Origin of the sequence: Streptomyces scopuliridis RB72, from assembly GCF_000718095.1 — a bacterium.
Taxonomy (GTDB): Bacteria; Actinomycetota; Actinomycetes; order Streptomycetales; family Streptomycetaceae; genus Streptomyces; species Streptomyces scopuliridis.
Genome location: NZ_JOEI01000025.1, coordinates 43,704 through 67,328 on the forward strand (window position 1 = coordinate 43,704; position 23,625 = coordinate 67,328).

The window sequence follows — 23,625 nt, forward strand, 5'->3', positions numbered from 1 at the left end:
TTCCAGTCCGCGGTGGGTACCGGACGATTTCTCGCCATGCTACGCCAGCGTCGCGCCCTGCCACTTGGCTGTCCACAGGCTGTGGGCAGGGGGCCGCGCGTGGGCAATGATCGGTCCATGGGAGAGACAAGTGAGCAGGCCGGTGGGACCGATCGGGCCGATCGGGTCCATGAGGCCGAGCAGGACGGCGAGAAGCTCCATGCGGCCGGACCGGACGGCGAGGACGTCCATGCGGCCGGACCGGACGGCGAGAAGACCGCACAGGCAGCGCGGCGGCGCAGGCTGGCCGCGTGGTGGGCGTCGGAGCGCGTGATGGTCCGCGCGCCGATGGACCGGCCGATGGGCGAACGGCTGGCCGCCCTGGCGGCGGACGCGGGGTCCGTGTACGACGTGGACGAACAGCCGGACCTGTACGGCGACGGCATCGTCGCGGAGCTGGAGCGGCGGGTGGCCGCGCTGCTCGGCTTCCCGGCCGCGGTCTTCTTCCCGACGGGCACGATGGCGCAGCAGGTGGCGCTGCGCTGCTGGGCGGGGCGTACGGGCAACAGCACGGTGGCGCTGCATCCGCTCGCCCACCCCGAGGTGCACGAGGCCGGCGCGCTGTCGGTGGTCAGCGGGCTGCGTACGGTCCATCCGACCAAGGAGCCGCGGCTGCCGACCGCCGGGGAGATCCAGGACCTGGCCGAGCCCTTCGGCACGCTGATGCTGGAACTGCCGCTGCGCGACGCGGGGTTCGTGCTGCCGTCCTGGGACGAGCTGGTGGCGGCCGTGGACGCGGCGCGGGAGCGGGACGCGGTGGTGCATGTCGACGGCGCGCGGCTGTGGGAGTGCACCCCGCACTTCGAGCGGCCCCTGGCCGAGATCGCGGGGCTCGCGGACAGCGTGTACGTGTCCTTCTACAAGTCGCTCAACGGGCTGTCGGGCGCGGTGCTCGCCGGTCCCCCGGAGCTGGTGGAGGAGGCGCGGGTCTGGCGGCACCGCTATGGGGGCCAGGTCTTCCAGCAGTACCCGGCGGCACTGACGGCCCTCCTGGGCCTGGAGCGCGAACTGCCGAAGCTGCCCTCGTACGTGGCGCACGCGCGCGTGGTGGCCACGGCGCTGGCCGAGGGCTTCGCGGCGTCCGCCGTGCCGTGGTTCCGCGTACACCCGGAGCCGCCGCACACCCATCAGTTCCAGGTGTGGCTGCCGTACGCACCGGACGTACTGAACGAGGCGGCGGTGCGGCAGGCGGAGGAGACGAAGACGGCGCTGTTCCGCGTCTGGTCGGCCCCGGCCGCCGGTATTCGCGGGCTCTCCTTCACGGAGGTCACGGTGGCGGAGCCGGGGCTGGAGTGGACGGCGGAGGAGGTACGGGCGGCGGTCGAGGAGTTCGTGACCAGGGTGCTGGAGGCGCACTCCTGAGGCTGAGTCCTGAGGGGTGCCCCTCGGAGTTCTACGAAGCGCCCGGAGCCGTCGTGCGACCGCCCGACGGTTCCGGGCCGCCCGGCCGCCGGGCGGGGCGGGTGGCCGACCGCCGGGCCCGCCACATCAGCGCCGTACGGAGGCGGGCCCGCCACGGCGGGCGGGACTCGGGCTCGGTGATCGCGCGGAAGCGCCGGTACTCCCGGATCGTGCGCAGGGTCTCCCGGTCGTAGCGGCCCGGCGGAGGCGGGGCCCGCTCGCCCCGCCGGGCCGCGCGGTAGCTGTCGAGCATGTGCTGCTGGATGGCGTCCATGCGCTCACCCTGCTCCCGGCCACGCTCCCCGGTCGTCCCATTTGACGCGGGCCGTCAATCGACGGACCGGTTGTCAGTGGCAGCGTGCACCATGGCCTCATGAGCGTGTTCATCGACATCACCGGCCTGCCCCGGGAGCGGATCACCTTCGGCCCGTCCCCGCTGGCGGAGCTGGGTGCTGCCCTGCACACGCTCTCCGAGCCCGCCCACCACGCCCGGCTGCACGGCTGGATCACCACCACCTCCGCCGCGCTCAAACCCGAGCTGGCCGACCGGCTGCACGAAGCGGACTTCCTGTGGCGGTCGACCCACGCCGACATCCTGCTGCCCGCCGCGCCCCGGGAGACGCTCGCGGAGGAGCTGGACGACCTCGATCTGATGGACGACGAGAAGTATGTGGCGGCAGCGCTGGAGATCTCCTGCGCCAGCCAGTACGGCGAGGGTCTGCCCTCGCCGCTCGTCGACGCGGGCGTGCGGCAGCGCGCGCTGGAGCTGGCGGCGGCCCGCGGTCCCCGACAGGCCGCGTTCGTACGGCAGATGCTGGCCGATCCGCCCGGGGTCAGGGCCTGGATACGGCGGCTGCTTGAGGACTGCGAGGAGGCGTTCTTCGCGGACACCTGGCGGCGCGTCCGGGTCCAGCTCGCCGCCGACGCCCGGCACAAGACCGAGATGCTGCGCCGCAAGGGCCTCGCGGAGGCGGTCTCCGCGGTCTCCCCCGCCGTCACGCTGGAGGAGGACGGGCTCCGTACGAGGATCGTGGTGGACAAGCTGAGTGACGGCCGTACGGCCGCGACGGGACGGGGGCTGACGTTCCTGCCCACCGCCTTCGGCTGGCCCCATCTGGTGGCGCTGCACACGCCCGGCTGGCAACCGGTCGTGCAGTACCCGGTCTCCGCGCGGGAGCTGACGGACGCCACGCCCGTCGACACGGTCAAGCTGCGTCTGGAGGCGGTCGCCCACCCCATGCGGATGCGGCTGTGCCGGAGCCTGGCCCGCGGCTCGTACTCGACGGGCGAGCTGGCCGATACGTACGGGATCACCGCGCCCGAGGTCTCCCGGCATCTGGCGGTGCTGCGGAAGGCGGGGCTGCTGACGACCCAGCGGCGCGGGCGCTATGTGCTGCATCAGCTGGATGTCGCCGTGGTGGCCCGGCTCGGGAGCGACTTCCTGGAGGGGTTGCTGCGCTGACGCCGCAAAGCCGGCGTCCACGAGCGTCATCGGGGCGATGACGGTGCCCTGATGCCGGCGCAGGACCAGATCGAGGACCTCGTACACGCCCTGCCGCCAGGCCGGCAGATCCTGGAAATCGCCCCGCAGCGCGGCGGGCATCATGCGGTGCAGGCCGAACCCGGCGTGCTCGGGGTCGCAGACGACGCTGCCCGGCAGCCGCCGGTGGAGTTCGTACGCGGTCTGGGTCTTGCCGCCCCCGAAGGGGCCATTGATCCACAGCAGCACGCGGCTCAGACCGCCCCGCCGCCGCCTGCCCGCACCAGTCCCGTCTCGTAGGCGAGGACGACCACCTGCACGCGGTCGCGCAGTCCGAGCTTGGTGAGGATCCGGCCGACATGCGTCTTCACCGTCGCCTCGGAGAGCACCAGCCGGCCGGCGATCTCGCCGTTCGACAGCCCCTGCGCGACCAGCAGCATGACCTCGCGCTCGCGGTCGGTCAGCCGGTCCAGCTCCTTGTGCCGCGGCTTGTTCGCGCTGGGCAGCATCGGCGAGAAGCGGTCCAGCAGCCGCCGGGTCGTGGACGGGGCGACGACGGCGTCGCCGCTGTGCACCGAGCGGATCGCGCTGAGCAGCTCGCCCGGCGGCACGTCCTTCAGCATGAATCCGCTCGCCCCGGCCTTGAGCCCGGAGAACGCGTACTCGTCCAGGTCGAAGGTGGTGAGGATGAGCACCTTCGGAGCGTCGGGCTCCGCGCAGATCCGGCGGGTCGCCTCGACGCCGTCCAGCCGGGGCATACGGACGTCCATCAGGACGACGTCCACGGCGGTGGAGCGGAGATTCTCGATCGCCTCCGCGCCGTCCCCGGCCTCCGCGACGACCTCCATGTCGGGCTGCGCGGCCAGCACCATACGGAATCCGGTGCGCAGCAGCACCTGGTCGTCGACGAGCATGACGCGGATCGACATCTGCGGGGTCCTTGTCCGATAGGGGGAGTGGCGGGCCTGTTGTAGGGGGAGTGGCGGGCCTGTTGGGGAGTGGGGCGCGGATAGCGGGAGGTGGCGGACGCCGGTACGCCTCGGTGCGCGGGCCGGCGCGCCTCAGATCGCGGGTTTCAGCGGCAGCAGCGCGCTGATCCGGAAGCCGCCGCCGGGGCGCGGCCCGGCGTCCAGTGTGCCGCCGACCATACCGACCCGCTCCCGCATGCCGATGAGCCCATGACCGCGCCCGTCGGCCCCGCCGTCCTCGTACAGCTCATGGGCCGCCCCCCGCCCGTCGTCCTCGACCAGCAGCCCGAGCCCGTCGTCGAAATAGACCAGACGCACACTGGCGCCCACATCGGGTCCGCCGTGCTTACGGCTGTTGGTGAGGGCTTCCTGCACGATGCGGTAAGCGGTCAGCTCCACCCCGCTGGGCAGCGGGCGCGGGGTGCCCTCGATGCGGAAGTCCACGGTCAGCCCGGCGCCCCGCACCTTCTCGACCAGATCCTCGATCTGTCCGACATCGGGCTGCGGCACGTACTCGCCGCTCTCCTTGGCGTCACCGGTCCGCAGCACGCCCAGCAGTCTGCGCATCTCGGCGAGCGCCTGCCTGCCGGTGCTCGAAATGGTCTCCAGGGCCTGTTTGGCCTGGTCGGGCGCGGCGTCCAGCACATAGGCGGCGCCGTCCGCCTGGACGACCATCACCGAGACGTTGTGGGCGACGACATCGTGCAGCTCACGGGCGATCCTGGCCCGCTCGGCGGCGACCGCCACCTTGGCCTGCGCCTCGCGCTCCTTCTCCAGCCGGGTGGCGCGCTCCTCCAGCTGGTCGAAGTAGGCGCGGCGGGTACGGACGGAGTCGCCGAGCACCCAGGCGAGGGCGAACGGCACGCTCAGGACGATGGCGACGGCGACCCGGCTCGCGGTGCCGATGCCCTCCTCGGGCCAGCGCAGCTGCGACAGCGGGGAGGCGAGCAGCCCGCCGGCCAGCGCGAGCCGGGAGGCCCAGCGCGGCCCGCCCTGCGCGGCGACGGTGTAGATGATCACCAGCATCGCGAAGTCGGCCGGGTTGGACTGCACATCCAGGGCGAGCTGGGCGAGGCCCAGGGCCAGCATGAGCAGCAGCACCTTCTCGGGCGCGCGGCGGCGCAGCGCGACGGAGAGGCTCAGCAGCAGGACCAGCGGGATGGCCGCCACACCCTGGTTCTCCTGGACCACCCACAACAGGGAAAGCCCGAAGAGCAGGACAGCCCAGAAGCTGTCGACGCCCGTCGGGTGTCCGCGGAGAAAGTCGTAGAAGCGCTGCACGTAACCCAGCGTAGTGAGGCGGAAAAGGGGGACGGGTCAACCGGAGGGCCGATCCGGTCGGCGGAATCGTACTCCCCAAGGTGGAGACTTGACGCCGTGACGGATGAGACGTGTAAGTCGCCCGGGGTTCCGGGTATGCCGCGAGGGGCGGCGGACGGCCGGTGCGACACCGGTCCGCGCCGGTGGCGTACGGCCGCGGAGCGCGCGCTGTACGGCCCAGGTGGCTTCTATCTGCGCCCCGAGGGACCGGCCGGGCATTTCCGTACGTCGGTCCACGCCTCCCCGCTCTTCGCCGCCGCCGTCGCCCGGCTGCTGGCCGACACCGCCGAGCGGCTGGGCACGGACGAAGTGGCGTTCGTCGATATCGGCGCGGGCCGCGGCGAGCTGCTATCCGGAATCCTGGCCGCGGTCCCGGACGGGCTCGCGGTGCGGCCGTACGGGGTCGAGCGCGCGCCGCGCCCTGCGGGCCTGGATCCCCGTATCGCGTGGGGTACGGAGCCGCCGGCCGGGGTCGGCGGGCTGCTCTTCGCGAACGAATGGCTCGACAACGTCCCGGTCGACATCGCGGAGACCGGCCCCGACGGGGTCGTACGGTACGTGCTCGTCCGGCCGGACGGCTCCGAGGAGCCGGGCGACCCGGTCGAGGGGCCCGACGCCGAGTGGCTCGCCCGCTGGTGGCCGCCGGCCGGCCCCGGCACCCGCGCGGAGATCGGCCGGCCGCGCGACGAGGCGTGGGCGGCGGCCGTCGCCACCCTGGAGCGGGGTCTCGCGGTCGCGGTCGACTACGCGCATGTACGGGGCGCCCGGCCGCCCTTCGGCACCCTGACCGGCTTCCGGGCGGGCCGGGAGGTGCCTCCCGTACCGGACGGCAGCAGCGATCTCACGGCCCATGTGGCGCTGGACGCCTGCGCCTTGCCCGGCGCGGAGCTGCTGAGCCAGCGCGAGGCCCTGCACCGGCTGGGGGTGAGCGGCGCACGGCCGCCGCTGTCCCTCGCCACCACGGATCCGGCGGCGTACGTACGGGCGCTCGCGGCGGCCGGGGAGGCGGCGGAGCTGACGGCCCGGGGCGGCCTGGGGGACTTCGGCTGGCTCGTGCAGCCCGTGGGCCTCGGAGGCACGAGCGGCGCTCTGAGAGACTGTCGCCCATGACGGAGACCACCCGGACGACGGTCGGTATCGGCGGCGCGGCGGAGAGCACGGACATGGTGCTCAATATCGGCCCGCAGCACCCCTCCACCCACGGGGTGCTCCGGCTCCGTCTCGTGCTCGATGGCGAGGTGATCCAGCAGGCGGAGCCGGTCATCGGCTATATGCACCGGGGCGCGGAGAAGCTCTTCGAGGCGCGCGACTACCGGCAGGTCCTGGTCCTCGCCAACCGCCACGACTGGCTCTCGGCGTTCTCCAACGAGCTGGGCGTGGTGCTGGCCGTCGAGCGGATGCTCGGCATGGAGGTGCCCGAGCGCGCCGTATGGACCAGAACGCTGCTCGCCGAGCTGAACCGGGTGCTCAACCATCTGATGTTCCTCGGCTCGTACCCCCTCGAACTGGGCGGTATCACCCCGGTGTTCTACGCGTTCCGGGAGCGCGAGGAGCTCCAGGCCGTGATGGAGGAGATCTCCGGCGGCCGGATGCACTACATGTTCAACCAGGTCGGCGGCCTCAAGGCGGACCTTCCCGCGGGCTGGCAGGGGCGCGCCAGGGCCGCGATCGCGTCGGTGCGCTCGCGGATGGACGTGTACGACCGGCTGGTCCTCGGCAACGAGATCTTCCGGGGCCGTACCCGCGGGGTCGGGGTGCTGTCGCGGGAGGCGGTCCACGCGTACGGGGTGTCCGGGCCGATCGCCCGTGCCTCGGGGGTCGACTTCGACCTGCGCCGCGACGAGCCGTATCTCGCGTACGGCGAACTGCGCGACACGCTCACGGTCGTGACCCGCGAGGAGGGCGACTGCCTGGCGCGGTTCGAATGCCTGCTGGAGCAGACGCACAACGCGCTGGCCCTGGCGGACGCCTGTCTGGACCGGATCGCGGAGCTGCCTCCCGGGCCGATCAACCAGCGGCTGCCCAAGGTGCTGAAGGCGCCCGAGGGGCATACGTACGCGTGGACCGAGAACCCTCTCGGCATCAACGGCTACTACCTGGTGTCGAAGGGCGAGAAGACGCCGTACCGGCTGAAGCTGCGCTCGGCCTCGTTCAACAACATCCAGGCGCTGACGGAGCTGCTGCCCGGGACGCAGGTCGCCGACATGGTGGCGATCCTGGGCTCGCTGTTCTTCGTCGTCGGTGACATCGACAAGTAGCGGGCGCCGGGCGGCCGTTCGCGATCAGCGTCTGATCACATCGACAACCGCCCGCGTCAGCCGCTGACCGCGTTGCGCAGCTCGCCCAGTTCGAGCGGCTCGGTCTCGTCGTGCGCGGTCAGATCGATGACCTGACCGATACCGCGCTCCTCGGCCCTGCGCCGCTCGGCGAGAGCCTCCTCGCCCACCACATCCGCGAGGTCCTCGCGCTCGACGCGCGCCAGTTCGGCGGCCGGTGCGGGCTCCTCGGTGTCGTCCGCGTCCGCCTTCTTGAGTCCGCCGCGCGCGTTCTGCGCGGCGGCCTGCGCGCCGAAGAAGTCGAAGCCGCCCTCGGGCCGCCGCGCGGAGCGGCCCCGCGGGGCGTACGGGACGATCGCGGACGCCGTGGGGACGCGCGTGGCGGGGAGGGCGGACGACGGGCGGCTGTGCTGCTCAGCCCCGGCGGCCGCCGCGTGCTTCCCCCGCGACTCCCCCGCCTCCGTGGCCCGCTCCGCGAGATCGCGCGCGCGGGCCGCCTCGACCGTACGCTTCGCCTGCTGGACCGCGGCGTTGCGCGGCAGTTCGTCCAGGGCCCGCGCGGCGCTGACATACGCCGCCGTGGTGGGCGTGCTGCCCCCGGCGGGCAGCGCCTTGGGCTCGGCCGCCGCCTCCAGGGCGAGCTGACGCCGTCCCTCCAGCGCGGTGGCGCGCTCGGTCTCCGCGGTGGCGTACCGGCGCAGCAGCGCGGCGTGTTCACCGCGCAGCCCGGCCAGCTCGATCCGCTTGGCGCGCAGCTTGGCATCGAGCTTGAGGCGCAGCTCGCGCGACTCCTCGACGTCGGCTTCCAGTTCCGCGATGCGCTCCTCGGCCTTCCAGCCGTCGCTCTCCCGCGCGCGCGTCAGCTCGGCGACCCGGCGCCCGGCGCCGCGGTCCCAGCTGCGCATGAAGACCGCGCCGGTGACCGCCGCCGCGGCCGTCACCGCGACCAGCCCGCGGAGCACCACGGGCTCGGCGAGGAACCAGGCGCCCGCGGCACAGAGAACCGCGGCTCCGGCGACCGCCGTCGGCGGCAGAAGCTTGTGGAGGGGTGGGGAATGGCGGTGGCGTCCACGTGGCATGGCCTGAAATTTACCGTGCGTGGAGACCGAATGGGGGGCCGGTCGGACAATCTTTCTCGGCCCGTTGCCGGCCCTCCTCCCCTTCCACTCCTGTTTCCTCTACAGAACTCCGTTTTGCCTGGCGCCGGTTACCGCGCCGACACCGTCGGGCCGCTACTTCTTGACCAGACCTTTGGACTCCAAGTACTCCTTGGCGACATCCTCCGGCTTCGCCCGCTCGGCATCGACCTTGAGGTTCAACTTCGCGAGATCGTCGGTCGTCAGCGCGTCGGTCAGCTTGCCCAGGACATCGGCTATCTCCGCCGAACCGGCGTCCTTGGCATTGACCACCGGCAGTACGTTGTCGGCGTTCTGGAGCTTCTTGTCGTCCTCCAGCACGACGAGTCCGAAGCTGTCGAGCGTGCCGTCGGTGGTGCTGCTCAGGACCACCTGGTCCACACCGTCCTTGACGGCCTGCTTGGACTGCGGGGTGCCGACTCCCTTGGGGTCGATGCCCGCCACGTCGATGCCGTACGTCTTCTTCAGGCCCGGTGCGCAGAAGGGCCGCACCTCGCACTCGTCGCCCGCCGCGATCTTCACCTTGAGCTTCGACTTTCCAAGATCGGAAAGCGTCTTCAGCTTGTTCTTCTCGGCGAATTCCTTGGTGACGGCGAAGGCATTCTGGTCAACCGCCTGACCGGCGGGCAGCACCTTCAGTCCGCGCGGCTCGGCGAGCTTCTTCAGCTCGGCGACCGTGGCGGCGGAGTCGCTGGACGCGAGCGGCTTCTCCTCGGCCGCCTTCGCTCCGTTCACCTTGGCGTTGAGGAATTCCGTGATCGTCGCGGCGTATTCGGGCACCACGTCGATCTCGCCCTTCTCCAGGGACGGTTCGTACAGCTCACGGTTCTTCACCGTGGTGACGGACGTGGAGTAGCCGGCGTCGCCCAGGATCTGGGCGTACAGCTCCGCCAGCACCTTGGACTCCGTGAAGGCCGCCGCGCCGATGACGAGCGAGCCCTTCTTTCCCGAGCCGGATCCGGAACCGGAGTCGGCGGAGCCGCTCTTGTCCTTCTCCAGGCTGTCGCCGCCGCACGCGGCGAGCGAGGTGGTCAGGGCCACCACTCCCAGTACGGCACCCGCGAGGCGCGAGGTCTTGCTCATGAGGTTCACCATCTCCAAGAAGCCAGAAGGTCGGTCGTCACACGGTCGTGCGGGAGGGCCGGGCGGCGAGCGACGGCGCCGGGTCGATGACCCGGTCCAGCGCCACCAGCACGCCTTCGACGAGCAGCGCGAGCAGCGCGACGAGAAGCGCACCCGCGACCACCTGCGGGGTGTTGTACGTGTTGAAGCCGGCGGTGATGATCCGGCCGAGGCCGCCCTGTCCCACCATCGCCGCGATGGTGGCGGTGGCCACCACCTGTACGGAGGCCGAGCGGAGCCCGGTCATAATCAGCGGGTACGCGAGGGGCAGCTCCACCCGTACGAAGAGCTGGCGCCCGGACATGCCCATCCCCCGGGCGGCCTCCACGACCGCGCTGTCCACCTCCCGCATCCCGACGTAGGCGTTGGTCAGCAGGGGCGGCACGGCGAAGAGCACCAGCGCGATGATCGTGGGCACCGAGCCCGAGTTGCGCAGCGGCGAGACCATGAACAGGGCGAGCACGGCGAACACCGGCACCGCCCGGCCCACATTGGAGATATTGATCGCGAGGGCGCCACCCTTGCCGATATGCCCCAGATAGAGCGCTATGGGCAGGGCTATGGCGCACGCCAGCGCGAGCGCGACCCCGCTGACGAAGATGTGCTCCTCCAGCCGCCGCCACACCCCGCTGTCGCCGGACCAGTTGGCACCGGTCGTCAGCCAGCCGAACGCCTCTCCCAGAACTCCCATGGTCAGCCCACCGCCTTCACGGCACCGGCCGGCCCGGTCGGCGCGGCCTTACGGCGGGACGTACGCGCCGGGCGTATGCGCGTCCAGGGCGTCAGCAGCCGCTGCACTCCGAGCAGCAGCAGATCGGCGACGACGGCGAGCAGCACACACAGCACCGAGGCCGTCAGCACCTGCGCCTTGAAGAAGCTCGGCAGCGCGTCCTCGATGAGATTGCCGAGCCCGCCCCGGCCGACGATCGACCCGACCGTGGTCAGCGCGACCGTCGACACCGTCGCTATGCGCAGGCCCGCCATCAGCGCGGGCAGCGCCAGGGGCAGCTCGACCTCCCAGAGCAGCCGCCCCGGTCCGTACCCCATCCCGCGGGCCGCCTCCCGTGCCTCTTCCGGCACCGATTCGAGCCCCGCGATGATGTTCCGCACGAGAATGGTCAGTGAATAGAGCACCAGGCCGGTGATCACCAGACCGGCGGAGAGCCCGAAGAGCGGCAGCAGCAGCGAGAACATCGCCAGCGACGGAATCGTGTAGAGCAGCGTCGTCAGCCCCAGCACCGGTCCGGCGAATGTCGGTCTGCTCCGCGCCAGCAGGGCCAGCGGAAATGCCACCAGCAGCCCTATGACGACCGAAACCGCGGTGATCCACACATGCTGGACCGTGGCGTCGATCAGCTCCTGGCTACGGGAGCGGAGATATTCCCCGCAGATCCAGTCGTTGGCCGCCAGGCACCCTTGCGTACTCATCCATCCCCGCCTCCCCCGTCTTCCCGAACGTATGTATGGCTCTATGTCCTGGCGACCCTAACCCCGACCACTGACATTCGCGGAAGCCCGCCACATTCCAGCAACATGGCCTTCACACAACACGCCGCACAATGGGGAACCATGATCCGATTCGAGCACGTCACCAAGCGGTACCCGGACGGCACGACCGCTGTCGACGACCTCTCCTTCGAGGTCCCCCAGGGCGAACTGGTCACGCTCGTCGGACCTTCCGGCTGCGGCAAGACCACCACCATGAAAATGGTCAACCGCCTCATCGAGCCGACCGAGGGACGGATATTCCTCGACGGGGACGACATATCCGCCATCGACCCGGTGCAGCTCAGGCGCCGTATCGGCTATGTCATCCAGCAGGTCGGCCTCTTCCCGCACAAGACGGTCCTGGAGAACACCGCGACCGTCCCGCATCTGCTCGGCTGGCAGCGCGGCAAGGGCCGGGAACGCGCCGCCGAACTCCTCGACCTGGTCGGTCTCGACCCGTCCGTCTACGGCGACCGCTACCCCGAGCAGCTCTCCGGCGGCCAGCGCCAGCGCGTCGGCGTGGCCCGCGCCCTGGCGGCCGACCCGCCCGTCCTGCTGATGGACGAGCCGTTCGGCGCGGTCGACCCCGTCGTACGCGACCATCTCCAGAGCGAGTTCCTCAAGCTCCAGGCGGCGGTCCGCAAGACTGTGCTGTTTGTCACGCACGACATCGAGGAAGCGGTCCGCCTCGGCGACCGTATCGCCGTCTACGGACAGGGCAGGATCGAACAGTTCGACGCCCCCGCCGCCGTGCTCGGCACGCCCGCCACCCCGTACGTCGCCGATTTCGTCGGCGCGGACCGCGGCCTCAAGCGGCTCTCCGTCACCTCCATCGAGGAGGGCGACCTCGAACAGCCGCCCATTGTTCATCTCGACGACCCGCTGGGGCGCGCCGCGGCGAAGCTCGCCAAGGAGGGCGCGCGCTGGGCCGTTGTCCTGGACTCCGCCGACAATCTGCACGGCTGGATCTCCACCGAGCAGACCGGCGCCTCCGGGACCGTACGGGAGCACGCCCGCCGGATGGAGGCCTGGCTGCCGGTCGGCGCCTCCCTCAAGCAGGCGTTCGCCACGATGCTCCAGCACGACGCCGGGTGGATCGCGGTGATCGACAAGGAGGAGACGGGGCGCTTCCTCGGGGTCCTCACCCCGGCCAGGCTGCACGAGGCGCTGCGCCGGTCGATCGACGCGGACGCGCAGGCCATCCCTCGTACGGAGGTGGAGCTGGAGACGGTCAGCACGGTCGCCTCCGTCTGAGTGCCGCCCGATGGCGGCGCGTCAGTACGAGTAGAGCCGCCCGCTCATCCACTCCAGGGCCGGCGGGATCTCCCGGCGCCAGGTGTTGAAGTTGTGCCCGCCGCTGTCGAGGATGATCGACGACACGTGCGAGGGCGCCCTGACCTTGCTGATGAACGTCTGTGTGGCCTTGAGATTTCCCTCACCCTTCTTGGACGAGGTGACCAGGAGGGAGACCTTGCCCTGCGGCCGGTTGTCCAGGCTCCACAGCAGATCGGAGCGGTTCCGCAGCTGCTTGTCGCCCCGGAAGAGATCACCGGTCGTCGGGTCGACGGGCGCTTTGTAGTACGCCGAGAGCCCGACGCCCACGGAGTACCGCTCCGGATGGTGCATGGCGATCTTCAGCGCGCAGTAGCCGCCGGTGGAGTTGCCGATGATGCCCCAGCTCTTCGGCTCGCGCCCGACCCGGTACGTCCGGGACACCGCCAGGGGCAGGTCCTTGGCGAAGAACGTCTCGGTCTGCGGCCCGCGGGGGATGTCCACGCACTCGGTGTCCCTCGGCGGCGCCACGGTGGGCCGCAGCATCACCAGCACCATCGGCTGCATCTTGCCGTCCTTGGCCAGCTGCCAGGCGGTCTTCGGATAGTTCAGCCCCTTGACCAGGTTCTCCGCCATCCCCGGATAGCCGGTGAGCACCACGGCGACCGGGAAGGTCCGGTGCGCGAACCCCGGCCGGAAGTACTCCGGCGGGAGATAGACGTACGCGGTGCTGTCGATCCCGGATTTCGGGCCGCTGACGACGATCCGCTGGACCTGGCCTGCCACCGAGGGCTCCGAACCGCCCGGAGTGGGCGTCTGCTGGGTGTCCATCACCGTCACATGATTCCCGCCGGCCGAGTGGTCGACGACCGCCCCCAGGTCCTGCTTGCGCCCGAACAGGTCGGACCACGAACCGTAGAAGAGGAAGGAGTTGTTGGCGACGAGACCGACCGCCATGAACACCGCCACCTGCGTGGCGAACAGCAGTCCGACCCGGCCGAGCACGACACGCGGCGTACTCCGCGACAGCCGGGGCCAGAGCCAGATGGTCACGACGAACAGCGCAACAGCCAGCAGGACGGCCAAGGCCAGGACTTTACGGCTGGTGAGACCCATGTCGACCGAGCTTTCTCCTGTGAGATTTTCCGAAACGCTGAGGAACCCGACCCCCCAAACCCCCGTCCTAGAGGGCGCAAAATGTCCGGCCCGCGAAGAAGAAGCGGACAAGGACACCACACTCTCTCGCGGAACCACGGGAAGCGATGTCTGTGACGCTAGATGGGGATAAATCAGGATCGGTTCCGGATCGGTCACAGCACAACACGGGCATACCTCCCAAGCCACTGACACGCCGTCCGTTCCGGCGGACCCGCCGTCTGTTCCGCGGCCCGCGCCCCGAATCCGTCCCCGCGCTGGTCGGCACCGCCTGCACCCTCGTCGGGCTGCTGGACATCGCCGCCGGGGTCTTCCCCCGCTTCCGCCACAGCCGGATGCACACCGTCGCGGAGGTGCTGCCGGGGGCGCTCGGCCCGCTGTCCGCCGCGCTCTCCATCAGCGTCGGCGTACTCCTCCTGCTGCTCGCGCACGGTCTGAAACGCCGTAAGCGGCGCGCCTGGCAGGCCGCGGTCGTCCTGCTGCCCGCGGGCGCCGTGGCGCAGTTCGGCTACCGGCACTCGCTCGTCGGCGCCCTGCTCTCGCTGGTCCTGCTCGCCCTGCTGCTGCGCCACCGCGGGGAGTTCGCCGCCCTGCCCGACCCGCGCAGCCGCTGGAAGGCGCTGGCCAACTTCTTCCTGATGGGCGCGGGCTCCATCGGCCTCGGGCTGATCATCGTCAGCGTCCATCCGCACCGGACCGTCGGCAATCCCGGCCTGGCCGAGCGGCTCGAACATGTGCTGTACGGCCTGTTCGGCATGGACGGGCCCATCGACTACAACGGCATCGTGAGCGGCACCGTCGGGGACTCCCTCGGCGCGCTCGGCCTGCTCACCGCCCTCACCACCGGCTATCTCGCCTTCCGCCCCGAACACCCCGCCGCCCGTCTCACCGAGGACGACGAGCGGCGGCTGCGCGCCCTGCTCGCCCGGCACGGCGGCCGTGACTCCCTCGGCCACTTCGCGCTCCGCCGCGACAAGGGCGTGGTCTTCTCCCCCAGCGGCAAGGCCGCCGTCTGCTACCGCGTCGTCTCCGGGGTGATGCTCGCCAGCGGCGATCCGATCGGCGATGTCGAGGCCTGGCCCGGCGCCATCGAACGCTTCATGGACGAGGCCAAGGCCCACTCCTGGACCCCCGCCGTCATGGGCTGCAGCGAGACGGGCGGCGAGGTCTGGACCCGCGAGACCGGGCTCGACGCGCTGGAGCTCGGCGACGAGGCGGTGGTGGACGTGCCGGATTTCTCCCTGCACGGACGCGCCATGCGGAACGTACGCCAGATGGTGAAGCGCATCGAGCGCGCCGGCTACGAAACGCGGGTACGGCGCGTCCGTGATCTCTCCGACGGCGAGCTGGCCAGGATCCGCCGCGCCGCCGACGACTGGCGCGGCACCGACACGGAACGCGGCTTCTCCATGGCCCTCGGCCGGATCGGCGACCCCGCCGACGGCGACTCCGTGATCGCCACGGCCCACAAGCCCGGCGAGGACGCGACCGGCCCGTACGGCGACCTGAAGGCCGTCCTCCACTTCGTCCCGTGGGGTACGGACGGGATGTCCCTGGACCTGATGCGCCGCGACCGCTCCGCCGACCCCGGTATGAACGAACTGCTGATCGTCGCCTCCCTGCACGCCTCCCCCGCGCTCGGGGTGGAGCGGGTCTCCCTCAACTTCGCGATGTTCCGCTCGGCGCTCGCTCGCGGCGAACGGCTGGGCGCGGGACCGGTCCTGCGCGGCTGGCGGGGGCTGCTGGTCTTCCTCTCCCGCTGGTTCCAGATCGAGTCGCTGTACCGCTTCAACGCCAAGTTCCAGCCCCGCTGGGAGCCGCGCTACGTGGTCTTCCGCAGCACCGGCGAACTGCCCAGGATCGGCTTCGCCGCGATGCAGGCCGAAGGCTTCGTCACCCTCTCGCTGCCGCGCCCCCTGCGCCGCCTCGCCCGCGACCGTCACCCCCGCCCCTGCGCCCACGACACCGCAAGCCCGCCCGACCCAGAGGTCCGTACGGCCTACTAGGGCGTGTTTCGGAAGTCCCGCCTGCCTGGCGACGCCTGGCAGGCGGGACTTCCGAAACACGCCCTAGACGCCGGGATCTCGCCGGGCGGCCCGCCCCCGGGGAGACCCCCTAGGGTGGGCGTATGAGTACGTTGCGCGCGCGGGGCACGGTCGAGGGGCTGCCGGAGTGGGACCGCTGTGCGGTCATGGGGGTCGTCAATGTGACGCCCGACTCCTTCTCCGACGGTGGTCGCTGGTTCGACACCACCGCCGCCATCAAGCACGGCCTCGATCTCGTCACCGAGGGCGCGGACCTGGTGGACGTCGGCGGCGAGTCGACCAGGCCCGGCGCCACCCGCGTGGACGAGGCCGAGGAGCTGCGGCGCGTCGTCCCGGTCGTACGGGGCCTGGCGGCCGAAGGCGTCACCGTCTCCGTCGACACCATGCGCGCCTCCGTCGCCGAGCAGGCGGTCGCGGCCGGCGCGGCGCTGGTCAACGACGTCAGCGGCGGACTCGCGGACCCGGCCATGGTGCCCGCCGTCGCCGCCGCGGGGGTGCCCTTCGTGGTGATGCACTGGCGCGGCTTCAGCGAGCGGATGAACAGCCATGCCGTCTATACGGACGTCGTCGCGGAGGTCGTCGCCGAACTGCGCGCGCGGATGGACGCGGTGATAGCCGGAGGCGTCGCCCCCGAGCGGCTCGTCATCGATCCCGGCCTCGGCTTCGCCAAGCAGGCCGAGCACGACCTCGCACTCCTCGCGCACCTCGCCGACCTGCGCGTCCTGGGCCGGCCGCTTCTGGTCGCGGCCTCCCGTAAACGCTTCCTCGGGCATGTCCTCGCCGGCGAGGGCTCCCCGCCGCCCGCCCGCGAGCGCGACGCGGCCACCGCCGCCGTCTCCGCGATCGCCGCCCACCAGGACGCCTGGGCGGTCCGCGTCCATGAGGTACGGGCGACCGCCGACGCGGTACGGGTGGCCCGCGCCGTCGAAGGAGCCCAGTGACCGCGCGTACAGACATCGAACAGGTCGAGGTGGCCAACACCGCGTTCTACGAGGCCATGGAGCGCGGTGACTTCGACGCGCTGTCCGCGCTCTGGCTGGACGGCGAGGCCGACGGGATCTCCTGCGTCCACCCGGGCTGGCCCGTACTCACCGGCCGCGGCGAGGTGCTCCGCTCGTACGCGCTGATCATGGCGAACACCGAGTACATCCAGTTCTTCCTGACCGATGTCGTGGTGTCCGTCTGCGCCGACACCGCGCTGGTGACCTGCACGGAGAACATCCTCAGCGGCGGCCCCGCCGAGGAGAGCGGCGAGCTGGGACCGCTCGTCGGCCAGCTGGTCGTCGCCACCAACGTCTTCCGCCGCACACCCGAAGGGTGGAAAATCTGGTCACATCACGGCTCACCGGTACTGGCCGAAACCGATGAGGAAACGGACGACGAGACACCCGCGTGAGTGGGTAAGCAGCCCCTGCGGGCCGATCGGCGGGACCCGGGCAGGGGCAGCTGCCGGGCAGACCCGCACCTGTCCCTCACCCCCGCACGAGAGCACTGTCCGTGCCCGCGGGTAGATTCAAATGAGGGCACCGCGCCGACCGCACCCGGCCGGGTGCCCCGACGACCAACGACAGCAGGAGTGATTCGCGTGGATCGTGTCGCGCTGCGCGGCCTCAAGGCCCGCGGGCATCATGGCGTCTTCCCCCGGGAGCGCGAGGAGGGCCAGACCTTCATCGTGGATCTGATGCTCGGCCTCGACACCCGCCCCGCGGCTGCCGACGACGACCTCGCGAAGACCGTGCACTACGGGATCGTGGCCGAAGAGGTCGTGGAGGTCGTCCAGGGAGAGCCGGTCGACCTGATCGAGACGCTGGCGGAACGGATCGCCCAGCAGTGCCTGAAACATGACGGCGTCCAGGAGGTCGAGGTGGTCGTACACAAACCGGACGCCCCGATCACCGTCCCCTTCGACGATGTGACCATCACCATCACCCGGAGCCGAGTATGAGTGTGTTTTCCGCCAACGGTCCCCAGGGCGACCCGACCGTACAGCCGGTGCCCGCCTCCGTGGTCGCGCAGGTCGACGCCGCGGACAGCACGTTGTCCAACCCGAAACGCGCCGTGGTCTCCCTCGGCTCCAACCTCGGCAACCGTCTGGAGACGATCCAGGGCGCCATCGACGCCCTGGAGGACACCCCGGGCCTGCGCGTCAAGGCTGTCTCCCCGGTGTACGAGACCGAGCCCTGGGGCGTCGAGCCCGGCTCCCAGCCGACCTACTTCAACGCGGTCGTCGTGATCAAGACGACGCTGCCGCCGTCCTCGCTGCTGGAGCGCGGCCAGGCCATCGAGGAGGCCTTCGACCGGGTCCGCGAGGAGCGCTGGGGGCCGCGCACCATAGACGTGGACATCGTGGCGTACGCGGACGTCGTCTCGGACGACCCGCTGCTCACCCTCCCCCACCCCAGGGCCCATGAGCGCGCCTTCGTCCTCGCCCCGTGGCACGACGTGGACCCGGAAGCGCAGGTCCCGGGCCATGGCTCGGTCGCCGAGCTGCTGGCGGACGTCGACCGCGGCGGCGTCCAGACCCGGACCGATCTGGAACTGCGCCTGCCCGAGTAGTGGTTAGGGTCGGTACGGCGCGTGTCAGCACGGCGAGGGTCGGTACAGCGAAGCGAAGGGCTTTCTCGGTGAAGCAGTTGCGGATCGGCGTCCTCGCCGGCCTGTTCGTGGTGGCGGGTGTGCTCTCCTGGGGCGCCGCCCGCCTGTGGGACTCGTTCGGCACGCTGCCGAGCGTCCCCCTCGCGGCGCCGATCGTGCTGGCGGTGATCGCCGTCGTCCTGACCGCGACGGCCCTCTCGCTGCGCGCCCGGCTGAGGGCCCAGCGGGAGCGCCGCCCGGGCGCGCAGGGCGTGAACCCCCTGATGGCGGCCCGCGCGGTCGTCTTCGGCCAGGCCAGCGCGCTGGTCGCGGCCCTCGTCTCCGGCATGTACGGCGGCACGGGCGTCTTCCTGCTCGGCTCCCTCGACATCCCCGCCCGCCGCGACCAGGCCATCTACGCGGCCTTCTCCGTTCTGGCGGGCATCGCGGTGATCGTCGCGGCCTTCTTCCTGGAACGCGTCTGCAAACTCCCGGAAGACCACGACAAAAACGGCACCGCCCCGGCGGGCCCCGCCGCCTGAAGCGGGCGCCCCTCGGGCGGCCCTGCTCGGACGGCCCGGCTCAGCGGGCCATTATCAGGCTCATCGCCTCCGCGCGGGTGGCCGGAACGCGCAGCTGGCCACGGACGGCCGATGTGATCGTCTTGGCACCCGGCTTCCGTACGCCGCGCATCGTCATGCACATGTGCTCGCACTCGACGACCACGATCACCCCGCGCGGGTCCAGGATCTCCATCAGTGAATCGGCGATCTGTGTGGTCAGCCGCTCCTGGACCTGCGGCCGGCGGGCGAAGACATCCACCAGCCTGGCCAGCTTGGAGAGCCCGGTGATCTTCCCGTCCGAGGACGGGATATAGCCGACATGGGCCACCCCGACGAAGGGGACCAGATGATGTTCACACGAAGACATCACTTCGATGTCCTTCACGAGGACCATCTCGTCATGGCCGATATCGAACGTTGTGGTCAGCACCTCTTCCGGCGTCTGCCAGAGCCCGGCGAATATCTCCCTGTACGCCCGCGCCACCCGGCCGGGGGTCGCCCGCAGGCCCTCGCGGTCCGGGTCCTCCCCGACCGCGATCAGCAGCTCGCGCACGGCATTCTCGGCCCGCTTCTCATCGAATTCGCGGATGGGGCTCTCCCCGTCCAGCATCACCGGGTCGGTCATGTGTGCCTCGTTCCTGTGCCGTCCTGTGGGCGGGCAAACGAATGCCGCGCCCCCACAGGCTAAAACCTGGGGGGCGCGGCATCCATTCCGGGCCAGGTGAGGGGCCGGGATCAGCTCTCGGGACGGTCCTCGGGGACCGCCTCGTTGGGCGTCTCGCCGCTCGTCACCGCGGGCATCCCGCCGTTCGAACCCGAGGCGCCGTTGGTCAGCGCCAGCTCCTTGGGCGAGAGCACCGGCGGCCGCGTCGAGGGCGTACGACGCGAGGAGCCGGTCCATGCCGGACGGGACGGGCGCTTCACGATGGTCGAGAAGATCTCGGCGATCTGTTCCTTGTTCAACGTCTCCTTCTCCAGGAGCGCCAGGACCAGATTGTCGAGCACGTCGCGGTTCTCGACGAGAATCTCCCACGCCTCGTTGTGCGCGGTCTCGATGAGCTTCTTGACCTCTTCGTCGACCAGCGCCGCGACCTCTTCCGAGTAATCGCGCTGATGCGCCATCTCCCGGCCGAGGAACGGTTCGGTGTTGTCGCCGCCGAACTTGATCGCGCCGAGCCGCTCGGTCATGCCGTACTGCGTGACCATCGCCCGAGCCGTGGCCGTGGCCTTCTCGATGTCGTTGGCCGCGCCGGTCGTCGGGTCGTGGAAGACCAGTTCCTCGGCCGCGCGCCCGCCCATCATGTAGGCGAGCTGGTCCAGCATCTCGTTGCGCGTGGTCGAGTACTTGTCCTCGTCGGGCAGGACCATGGTGTAACCCAGGGCCCGGCCGCGGGACAGGATCGTGATCTTGTGCACCGGGTCGGAGTTCGGAGACGCCGCGGCGACCAGGGCGTGACCGCCCTCGTGGTACGCGGTGATCTTCTTTTCCTTCTCGGACATGATCCGGGTCCGCTTCTGCGGGCCCGCCACGACGCGGTCGATCGCCTCGTCCAGGGAGTGGTTGTCGACCAGCTTCTTGTCGCTGCGCGCCGTCAGGAGCGCCGCTTCGTTCAGCACGTTCGCCAGATCCGCGCCGGTGAAGCCGGGCGTACGACGGGCGACAGCACCCAGATCGACGTCCGGGGCGACCGGCTTGCCCTTCTGGTGGACCTTCAGGATCTCCAGCCGGCCCTGCATGTCCGGGCGGTCGACCGCGATCTGCCGGTCGAAGCGGCCCGGGCGCAGCAGCGCGGGGTCGAGGATGTCGGGCCGGTTCGTGGCGGCGATCAGGATGACGCCGCCCTTCACGTCGAAGCCGTCCATCTCCACGAGCAGCTGGTTCAGCGTCTGCTCGCGCTCGTCGTGGCCACCGCCGAGACCCGCACCGCGGTGCCGGCCGACGGCGTCGATCTCATCGACGAAGACGATCGCCGGGGCGTTCGCCTTGGCCTGCTCGAAGAGGTCACGCACACGCGAGGCGCCGACACCGACGAACATCTCGACGAAGTCGGAACCGGAGATCGAGTAGAACGGCACCCCGGCCTCACCCGCGACCGCGCGGGCGAGCAGCGTCTTGCCCGTACCGGGCGGGCCGTAGAGCAGCACGCCCTTCGGGATCTTGGCGCCGACGGCCTGGAACTTCGCCGGCTCCTGGAGGAACTCCTTGATCTCGTGGAGCTCCTCGACCGCCTCGTCGGACCCGGCCACATCGGCGAAGGTCGTCTTCGGGGTGTCCTTGGTGATCAGCTTGGCCTTGGACTTCCCGAACTGCATGACACGGGAGCCGCCGCCCTGCATCTGATTCATCAGGAACAGGAAGACCACGACGATCAGGACGAAGGGAAGCAGCGAGAGCAGCACCGAGACGAACGGGCTCTGCTTCGACGGCGAGACCGTATAGCCCTTGGTGATGTCGCCGTTCTGGAACTTGGTCTGGAGCGTCTTGGCCAGCGTCGAACCCTGGCTGCCGATATAGCTCGCCTGGATCTTGTCGCTGCCCTTGATCTTCTGGCCGTTCTTGAGATCGACCTTGATGATCTGTTCGTCGCCGGTGGTCAGTCTGACCTGCTCGGCCTGGTTCTTGTCGATCGCCTGGACGACCTCGCCGGTGTCCACCGTCTTGTAGCCGCCCGACGAGCCGACGACCTGCATCAACACGACCACGGCGAGGACGGCCAGCACGATCCACATGACCGGCCCACGGAAGTATCGCTTCACGTCCATCCATACGGAGCGAAGTCGCCCCGTCCCTCCTGCCCGTAGGTAAATGCTGCTGTGAGAAAAGAGTGTTCTTCGGACGGTACCCCAGCATTGTGGCCCGCGACCGCACGGGACGGCTGACAAACCCGTCTTCCCATGCTCCAACGGCGCGAGGGGGTCTGGGGTTCCCGGCCGCGGCGAAGCCTTTCCCTGGAACTTCGCCGCTCTCCGGCGCGCTCACATGCGCCGAGGTGCGCTCTAACCGCCGTAGACATGCGGAGCGAGCGTCCCGACGAAAGGCATGTTGCGGTACTTTTCCGAGTAATCCAGGCCATATCCCACGACAAACTCATTGGGAATGTCGAAGCCGATCCATTTGACGTCGATCGCGACCTTTGCGGCATCCGGCTTACGGAGCAGGGTGCAGACTTCGAGCGAGGCCGGCTCCCGTGAACCGAGGTTGGAGAGCAGCCACGACAGGGTCAGACCCGAGTCGATGATGTCCTCGACGATCAGTACGTGCTTGCCCTTGATGTCGGTGTCCAGGTCCTTGAGGATCCGGACCACGCCGGAGGACTGCGTGCCCGCCCCGTACGAGGAGACGGCCATCCAGTCCATCGTCACGGGGGTGGACAGCGCCCGCGCCAGGTCCGCCATGACCATCACGGCGCCCTTGAGGACTCCGACGAGAAGCAGGTCCTTGCCCGCGTACTCCGCGTCGATCTTCGCGGCCAGTTCGGCCAGCTTCGCGTCGATCTCTTCCTTGGTAATGAGCACCGACTGGAGGTCGTTGCCCATGTCCTTGTCGTCCACCCGCATCACTTTCGTCGTCGGCCGGGGGTCCGGGGCCAAGGCACTGGCGGCCCGGGAGACACAGCCGTAAGTGCATCAGCGCTTCAGCCCTGCCGGATGACCAGTCTGCCACCCTGCCTCCGGGCCTCCACGCGGCCGGGCAGGTTGATGGCTCCCTGGCCGCGCCAGCCGGTGATCAGGCGGTCGACCTCTTCGATGTGACGGGCGAACAGCGAACCCGCGGGGGCGCCCGCGGCGATGACCGCCCGGCGCAGCACGCGGCGGCGGACGGCGGGCGGGAGGACGTACAGCTTGGCGCACCGCAGCTGTCCGGAATCGTCTTGTACGGACTCCTCGACATTGGCGGCCCAGGTGTCCAGGGCGTCGGCGTCGTCGCGGGACAGCTGTGCCGTACGGGCCAGGGCCTCGACGACGCCCTTGCCGAGTGCCTTCTCCAGGGCGGGCAGCCCTTCGTGGCGCAGTCGTGAACGGGTGTACGCGGGGTCGGTGTTGTGCGGGTCGTCCCAGACGGGGATCGACTGGACCAGGCAGGCCTTGCGGGCGGTCTGCCGGTCGAGCTGGAGGAAGGGGCGCCGGTAGCGGCCGGACGTCCCCGAGACGGCGGCCATCCCGGACAGCGAGCGGGTGCCGGAGCCGCGGGCGAGCCCGAGCAGTACGGTCTCGGCCTGGTCGTCGCGGGTGTGGCCGAGCAGGACCGCGGCGGCGCGGTGGCGCTCCGCGGCGGCGTCGAGCGCGGCGTAGCGGGCGTCGCGTGCGGCCGCCTCCGGCCCGCCCTCCCGGCCGACGGTCACGGCGACGGATTCGACGGGGTCGAGGCGCATGGCGCGGAGTCGGGTGACGACTTCGGCGGCGCGGAGGGCGGAGCCGGCCTGGAGCCCGTGGTCGACGGTGACGGCTCCGGCGCGGACGGAAAGTTTGGGGGCCTCGAAGGCGAGGGCGGAGGCGAGCGCCATGGAGTCGGCGCCGCCGGAGCAGGCGACGAGCACGAGCGGCGGCTCGCCGGCGCGGACGGACGAGACGGCGGAGGAGTTGTCCGCCCGGTCGGTGAGGACGTCGTGGAGTACGCGGCGGACCGCCAGGCGTATCGCCGCGACCGCAGGATGGGGACCCATATCCGGTGCCCTTCGTGATGTTATTTGGGGGGTGCCTCGGTCGGAGTAAGGACGGAGAGCGTCACTCAGAGTGCGTCGATGGTGACAGAACCGAGCCATTACCCGAGCATTGCACGCCTATC

General features: G+C 70.6%; 23 protein-coding genes and 1 pseudogene. 11 read left to right on the top strand and 13 right to left on the bottom strand.

What is annotated here, in order from left to right; all coding sequences use genetic code 11:
* Nucleotides 1-117 precede the first annotated feature (117 nt).
* Entirely contained in the window at nucleotides 118-1,401 is a 1,284-nt protein-coding gene (locus IF11_RS0127585; RefSeq protein ID WP_078490960.1) for a threonine aldolase family protein, read from the top strand.
* Between the two features lie 31 nt (nucleotides 1,402-1,432).
* On the opposite strand, the gene IF11_RS0127590 is transcribed toward IF11_RS0127585, so the two are convergent.
* Nucleotides 1,433-1,714 carry a hypothetical protein gene (locus tag IF11_RS0127590; protein ID WP_030354455.1) on the bottom strand — a complete coding sequence of 94 codons (282 nt, stop codon included), beginning with the start codon at nucleotides 1,712-1,714 and terminating at the stop codon, nucleotides 1,433-1,435.
* 99 nt (nucleotides 1,715-1,813) lie between these two features.
* Here IF11_RS0127590 and IF11_RS0127595 point away from each other — a divergent pair, with 99 nt between their 5' ends.
* Complete coding sequence (locus IF11_RS0127595; RefSeq protein ID WP_030354456.1) at nucleotides 1,814-2,902, top strand: DUF5937 family protein; 1,089 nt, start codon at nucleotides 1,814-1,816, stop codon at nucleotides 2,900-2,902.
* Here IF11_RS0127595 and IF11_RS42765 read toward each other — a convergent pair.
* The 3 genes and pseudogenes from IF11_RS42765 to IF11_RS0127610 form a co-directional block, all read right to left on the bottom strand.
* Nucleotides 2,858-3,169, bottom strand: a pseudogene (locus IF11_RS42765) (ATP-binding protein); the annotation flags it as partial. The gene IF11_RS0127595 and the pseudogene IF11_RS42765 overlap by 45 nt on opposite strands.
* 5 nt (nucleotides 3,170-3,174) lie before the next feature.
* Nucleotides 3,175-3,849 (bottom strand): response regulator transcription factor, encoded by a 675-nt coding sequence (locus IF11_RS0127605; protein ID WP_030354458.1) that lies wholly within the window; start codon nucleotides 3,847-3,849, stop codon nucleotides 3,175-3,177.
* 132 nt (nucleotides 3,850-3,981) lie between these two features.
* Nucleotides 3,982-5,169 (bottom strand): sensor histidine kinase, encoded by a 1,188-nt coding sequence (locus tag IF11_RS0127610; protein WP_030354459.1) that lies wholly within the window; start codon nucleotides 5,167-5,169, stop codon nucleotides 3,982-3,984.
* Nucleotides 5,170-5,304: 135 nt separating this feature from the next.
* On the opposite strand from IF11_RS0127610, the gene IF11_RS0127615 reads away from it, so the two are divergent.
* Both IF11_RS0127615 and IF11_RS0127620 read left to right on the top strand, forming a co-directional pair.
* On the top strand, nucleotides 5,305-6,318 hold the full coding sequence (locus IF11_RS0127615) for an SAM-dependent methyltransferase (protein ID WP_051746285.1): 1,014 nt from the start codon (nucleotides 5,305-5,307) through the stop codon (nucleotides 6,316-6,318).
* Nucleotides 6,315-7,466, top strand: coding sequence for an NADH-quinone oxidoreductase subunit D (locus IF11_RS0127620; RefSeq protein ID WP_030354461.1), 1,152 nt, complete (start codon nucleotides 6,315-6,317; stop codon nucleotides 7,464-7,466). The genes IF11_RS0127615 and IF11_RS0127620 overlap by 4 nt, the downstream gene beginning before the upstream one ends.
* A gap of 56 nt (nucleotides 7,467-7,522) precedes the next feature.
* On the opposite strand, the gene IF11_RS0127625 is transcribed toward IF11_RS0127620, so the two are convergent.
* From IF11_RS0127625 to IF11_RS0127640, 4 genes are all read right to left on the bottom strand, one after another.
* A complete protein-coding gene (locus IF11_RS0127625) occupies nucleotides 7,523-8,563 on the bottom strand; it encodes a hypothetical protein (protein WP_030354462.1) in 1,041 nt (346 codons plus the stop codon).
* A 153-nt stretch (nucleotides 8,564-8,716) separates the two neighbouring features.
* A complete protein-coding gene (locus IF11_RS0127630; RefSeq protein ID WP_030354463.1) occupies nucleotides 8,717-9,703 on the bottom strand; it encodes an ABC transporter substrate-binding protein in 987 nt (328 codons plus the stop codon).
* 37 nt (nucleotides 9,704-9,740) lie between these two features.
* On the bottom strand, nucleotides 9,741-10,433 hold the full coding sequence (locus IF11_RS0127635) for an ABC transporter permease (RefSeq protein WP_030354464.1): 693 nt from the start codon (nucleotides 10,431-10,433) through the stop codon (nucleotides 9,741-9,743).
* 2 nt (nucleotides 10,434-10,435) lie between these two features.
* Nucleotides 10,436-11,170 (bottom strand): ABC transporter permease, encoded by a 735-nt coding sequence (locus tag IF11_RS0127640; RefSeq protein ID WP_030354465.1) that lies wholly within the window; start codon nucleotides 11,168-11,170, stop codon nucleotides 10,436-10,438.
* A gap of 141 nt (nucleotides 11,171-11,311) precedes the next feature.
* Between IF11_RS0127640 and IF11_RS0127645 the strand changes: the two genes are divergently transcribed.
* Nucleotides 11,312-12,484 carry an ABC transporter ATP-binding protein gene (locus tag IF11_RS0127645; RefSeq protein ID WP_030354466.1) on the top strand — a complete coding sequence of 391 codons (1,173 nt, stop codon included), beginning with the start codon at nucleotides 11,312-11,314 and terminating at the stop codon, nucleotides 12,482-12,484.
* A 21-nt stretch (nucleotides 12,485-12,505) separates the two neighbouring features.
* Here the strand turns inward: IF11_RS0127645 and IF11_RS0127650 are convergent, their stop codons facing one another.
* Entirely contained in the window at nucleotides 12,506-13,618 is a 1,113-nt protein-coding gene (locus IF11_RS0127650) for an alpha/beta hydrolase (protein WP_030354467.1), read from the bottom strand.
* Nucleotides 13,619-13,764: 146 nt separating this feature from the next.
* Here IF11_RS0127650 and IF11_RS0127655 point away from each other — a divergent pair, with 146 nt between their 5' ends.
* From IF11_RS0127655 to IF11_RS0127680, 6 genes are all read left to right on the top strand, one after another.
* Nucleotides 13,765-15,663 (top strand): phosphatidylglycerol lysyltransferase domain-containing protein, encoded by a 1,899-nt coding sequence (locus tag IF11_RS0127655; RefSeq protein WP_030354468.1) that lies wholly within the window; start codon nucleotides 13,765-13,767, stop codon nucleotides 15,661-15,663.
* Between the two features lie 122 nt (nucleotides 15,664-15,785).
* A complete protein-coding gene (gene folP / locus IF11_RS0127660) occupies nucleotides 15,786-16,643 on the top strand; it encodes a dihydropteroate synthase (RefSeq protein ID WP_030354469.1) in 858 nt (285 codons plus the stop codon).
* On the top strand, nucleotides 16,640-17,098 hold the full coding sequence (locus tag IF11_RS0127665) for a nuclear transport factor 2 family protein (protein WP_030354470.1): 459 nt from the start codon (nucleotides 16,640-16,642) through the stop codon (nucleotides 17,096-17,098). Before folP ends, IF11_RS0127665 begins: the two co-directional genes overlap by 4 nt.
* Before the next feature lie 189 nt (nucleotides 17,099-17,287).
* Nucleotides 17,288-17,647 (top strand): dihydroneopterin aldolase, encoded by a 360-nt coding sequence (gene folB / locus IF11_RS0127670; protein ID WP_030354471.1) that lies wholly within the window; start codon nucleotides 17,288-17,290, stop codon nucleotides 17,645-17,647.
* The gene (gene folK / locus IF11_RS0127675) at nucleotides 17,644-18,258 is read left to right on the top strand and encodes a 2-amino-4-hydroxy-6-hydroxymethyldihydropteridine diphosphokinase (RefSeq protein WP_030354472.1); all 615 of its coding nucleotides are present in this window, start codon (nucleotides 17,644-17,646) and stop codon (nucleotides 18,256-18,258) included. Before folB ends, folK begins: the two co-directional genes overlap by 4 nt.
* Nucleotides 18,259-18,326: 68 nt before the next feature.
* Nucleotides 18,327-18,818, top strand: coding sequence for a DUF3180 domain-containing protein (locus tag IF11_RS0127680; protein ID WP_030354473.1), 492 nt, complete (start codon nucleotides 18,327-18,329; stop codon nucleotides 18,816-18,818).
* A gap of 40 nt (nucleotides 18,819-18,858) precedes the next feature.
* Here the strand turns inward: IF11_RS0127680 and folE are convergent, their stop codons facing one another.
* From folE to tilS, 4 genes are all read right to left on the bottom strand, one after another.
* Nucleotides 18,859-19,464: a GTP cyclohydrolase I FolE gene (gene folE, locus IF11_RS0127685; RefSeq protein WP_030354474.1), complete on the bottom strand. Its 606-nt coding sequence runs from the start codon at nucleotides 19,462-19,464 to the stop codon at nucleotides 18,859-18,861.
* A 110-nt stretch (nucleotides 19,465-19,574) separates the two neighbouring features.
* Nucleotides 19,575-21,602 (bottom strand): ATP-dependent zinc metalloprotease FtsH, encoded by a 2,028-nt coding sequence (ftsH, locus tag IF11_RS0127690; protein WP_030354475.1) that lies wholly within the window; start codon nucleotides 21,600-21,602, stop codon nucleotides 19,575-19,577.
* 234 nt (nucleotides 21,603-21,836) lie between these two features.
* The gene (gene hpt, locus IF11_RS0127695; RefSeq protein WP_030354476.1) at nucleotides 21,837-22,397 is read right to left on the bottom strand and encodes a hypoxanthine phosphoribosyltransferase; all 561 of its coding nucleotides are present in this window, start codon (nucleotides 22,395-22,397) and stop codon (nucleotides 21,837-21,839) included.
* A gap of 77 nt (nucleotides 22,398-22,474) precedes the next feature.
* The gene (tilS, locus tag IF11_RS0127700; protein WP_030354477.1) at nucleotides 22,475-23,503 is read right to left on the bottom strand and encodes a tRNA lysidine(34) synthetase TilS; all 1,029 of its coding nucleotides are present in this window, start codon (nucleotides 23,501-23,503) and stop codon (nucleotides 22,475-22,477) included.
* Between the last annotated feature and the right edge of the window lie 122 nt (nucleotides 23,504-23,625).

Excerpts from the sequence above, each read along its gene's own strand:
- IF11_RS0127645 (WP_030354466.1), top strand. The coding sequence starts at position 11,312 with ATGATCCGATTCGAGCACGTCACCAAGCGGTACCCGGACGGCACGACC.
- IF11_RS0127650 (WP_030354467.1), bottom strand. The coding sequence starts at position 13,618 with ATGGGTCTCACCAGCCGTAAAGTCCTGGCCTTGGCCGTCCTGCTGGCT.
- IF11_RS0127615 (WP_051746285.1), top strand. The coding sequence starts at position 5,305 with ATGCCGCGAGGGGCGGCGGACGGCCGGTGCGACACCGGTCCGCGCCGG.
- folP (WP_030354469.1), top strand. The coding sequence starts at position 15,786 with ATGAGTACGTTGCGCGCGCGGGGCACGGTCGAGGGGCTGCCGGAGTGG.
- hpt (WP_030354476.1), bottom strand. The coding sequence starts at position 22,397 with ATGCGGGTGGACGACAAGGACATGGGCAACGACCTCCAGTCGGTGCTC.
- folK (WP_030354472.1), top strand. The coding sequence starts at position 17,644 with ATGAGTGTGTTTTCCGCCAACGGTCCCCAGGGCGACCCGACCGTACAG.
- folE (WP_030354474.1), bottom strand. The coding sequence starts at position 19,464 with ATGACCGACCCGGTGATGCTGGACGGGGAGAGCCCCATCCGCGAATTC.
- IF11_RS0127605 (WP_030354458.1), bottom strand. The coding sequence starts at position 3,849 with ATGTCGATCCGCGTCATGCTCGTCGACGACCAGGTGCTGCTGCGCACC.
- IF11_RS0127635 (WP_030354464.1), bottom strand. The coding sequence starts at position 10,433 with ATGGGAGTTCTGGGAGAGGCGTTCGGCTGGCTGACGACCGGTGCCAAC.
- IF11_RS0127620 (WP_030354461.1), top strand. The coding sequence starts at position 6,315 with ATGACGGAGACCACCCGGACGACGGTCGGTATCGGCGGCGCGGCGGAG.
- IF11_RS0127590 (WP_030354455.1), bottom strand. The coding sequence starts at position 1,714 with ATGGACGCCATCCAGCAGCACATGCTCGACAGCTACCGCGCGGCCCGG.
- IF11_RS0127630 (WP_030354463.1), bottom strand. The coding sequence starts at position 9,703 with ATGAGCAAGACCTCGCGCCTCGCGGGTGCCGTACTGGGAGTGGTGGCC.
- tilS (WP_030354477.1), bottom strand. The coding sequence starts at position 23,503 with ATGGGTCCCCATCCTGCGGTCGCGGCGATACGCCTGGCGGTCCGCCGC.
- IF11_RS0127595 (WP_030354456.1), top strand. The coding sequence starts at position 1,814 with ATGAGCGTGTTCATCGACATCACCGGCCTGCCCCGGGAGCGGATCACC.
- IF11_RS0127640 (WP_030354465.1), bottom strand. The coding sequence starts at position 11,170 with ATGAGTACGCAAGGGTGCCTGGCGGCCAACGACTGGATCTGCGGGGAA.
- ftsH (WP_030354475.1), bottom strand. The coding sequence starts at position 21,602 with ATGGACGTGAAGCGATACTTCCGTGGGCCGGTCATGTGGATCGTGCTG.
- IF11_RS0127625 (WP_030354462.1), bottom strand. The coding sequence starts at position 8,563 with ATGCCACGTGGACGCCACCGCCATTCCCCACCCCTCCACAAGCTTCTG.
- IF11_RS0127655 (WP_030354468.1), top strand. The coding sequence starts at position 13,765 with ATGTCTGTGACGCTAGATGGGGATAAATCAGGATCGGTTCCGGATCGG.
- IF11_RS0127585 (WP_078490960.1), top strand. The coding sequence starts at position 118 with ATGGGAGAGACAAGTGAGCAGGCCGGTGGGACCGATCGGGCCGATCGG.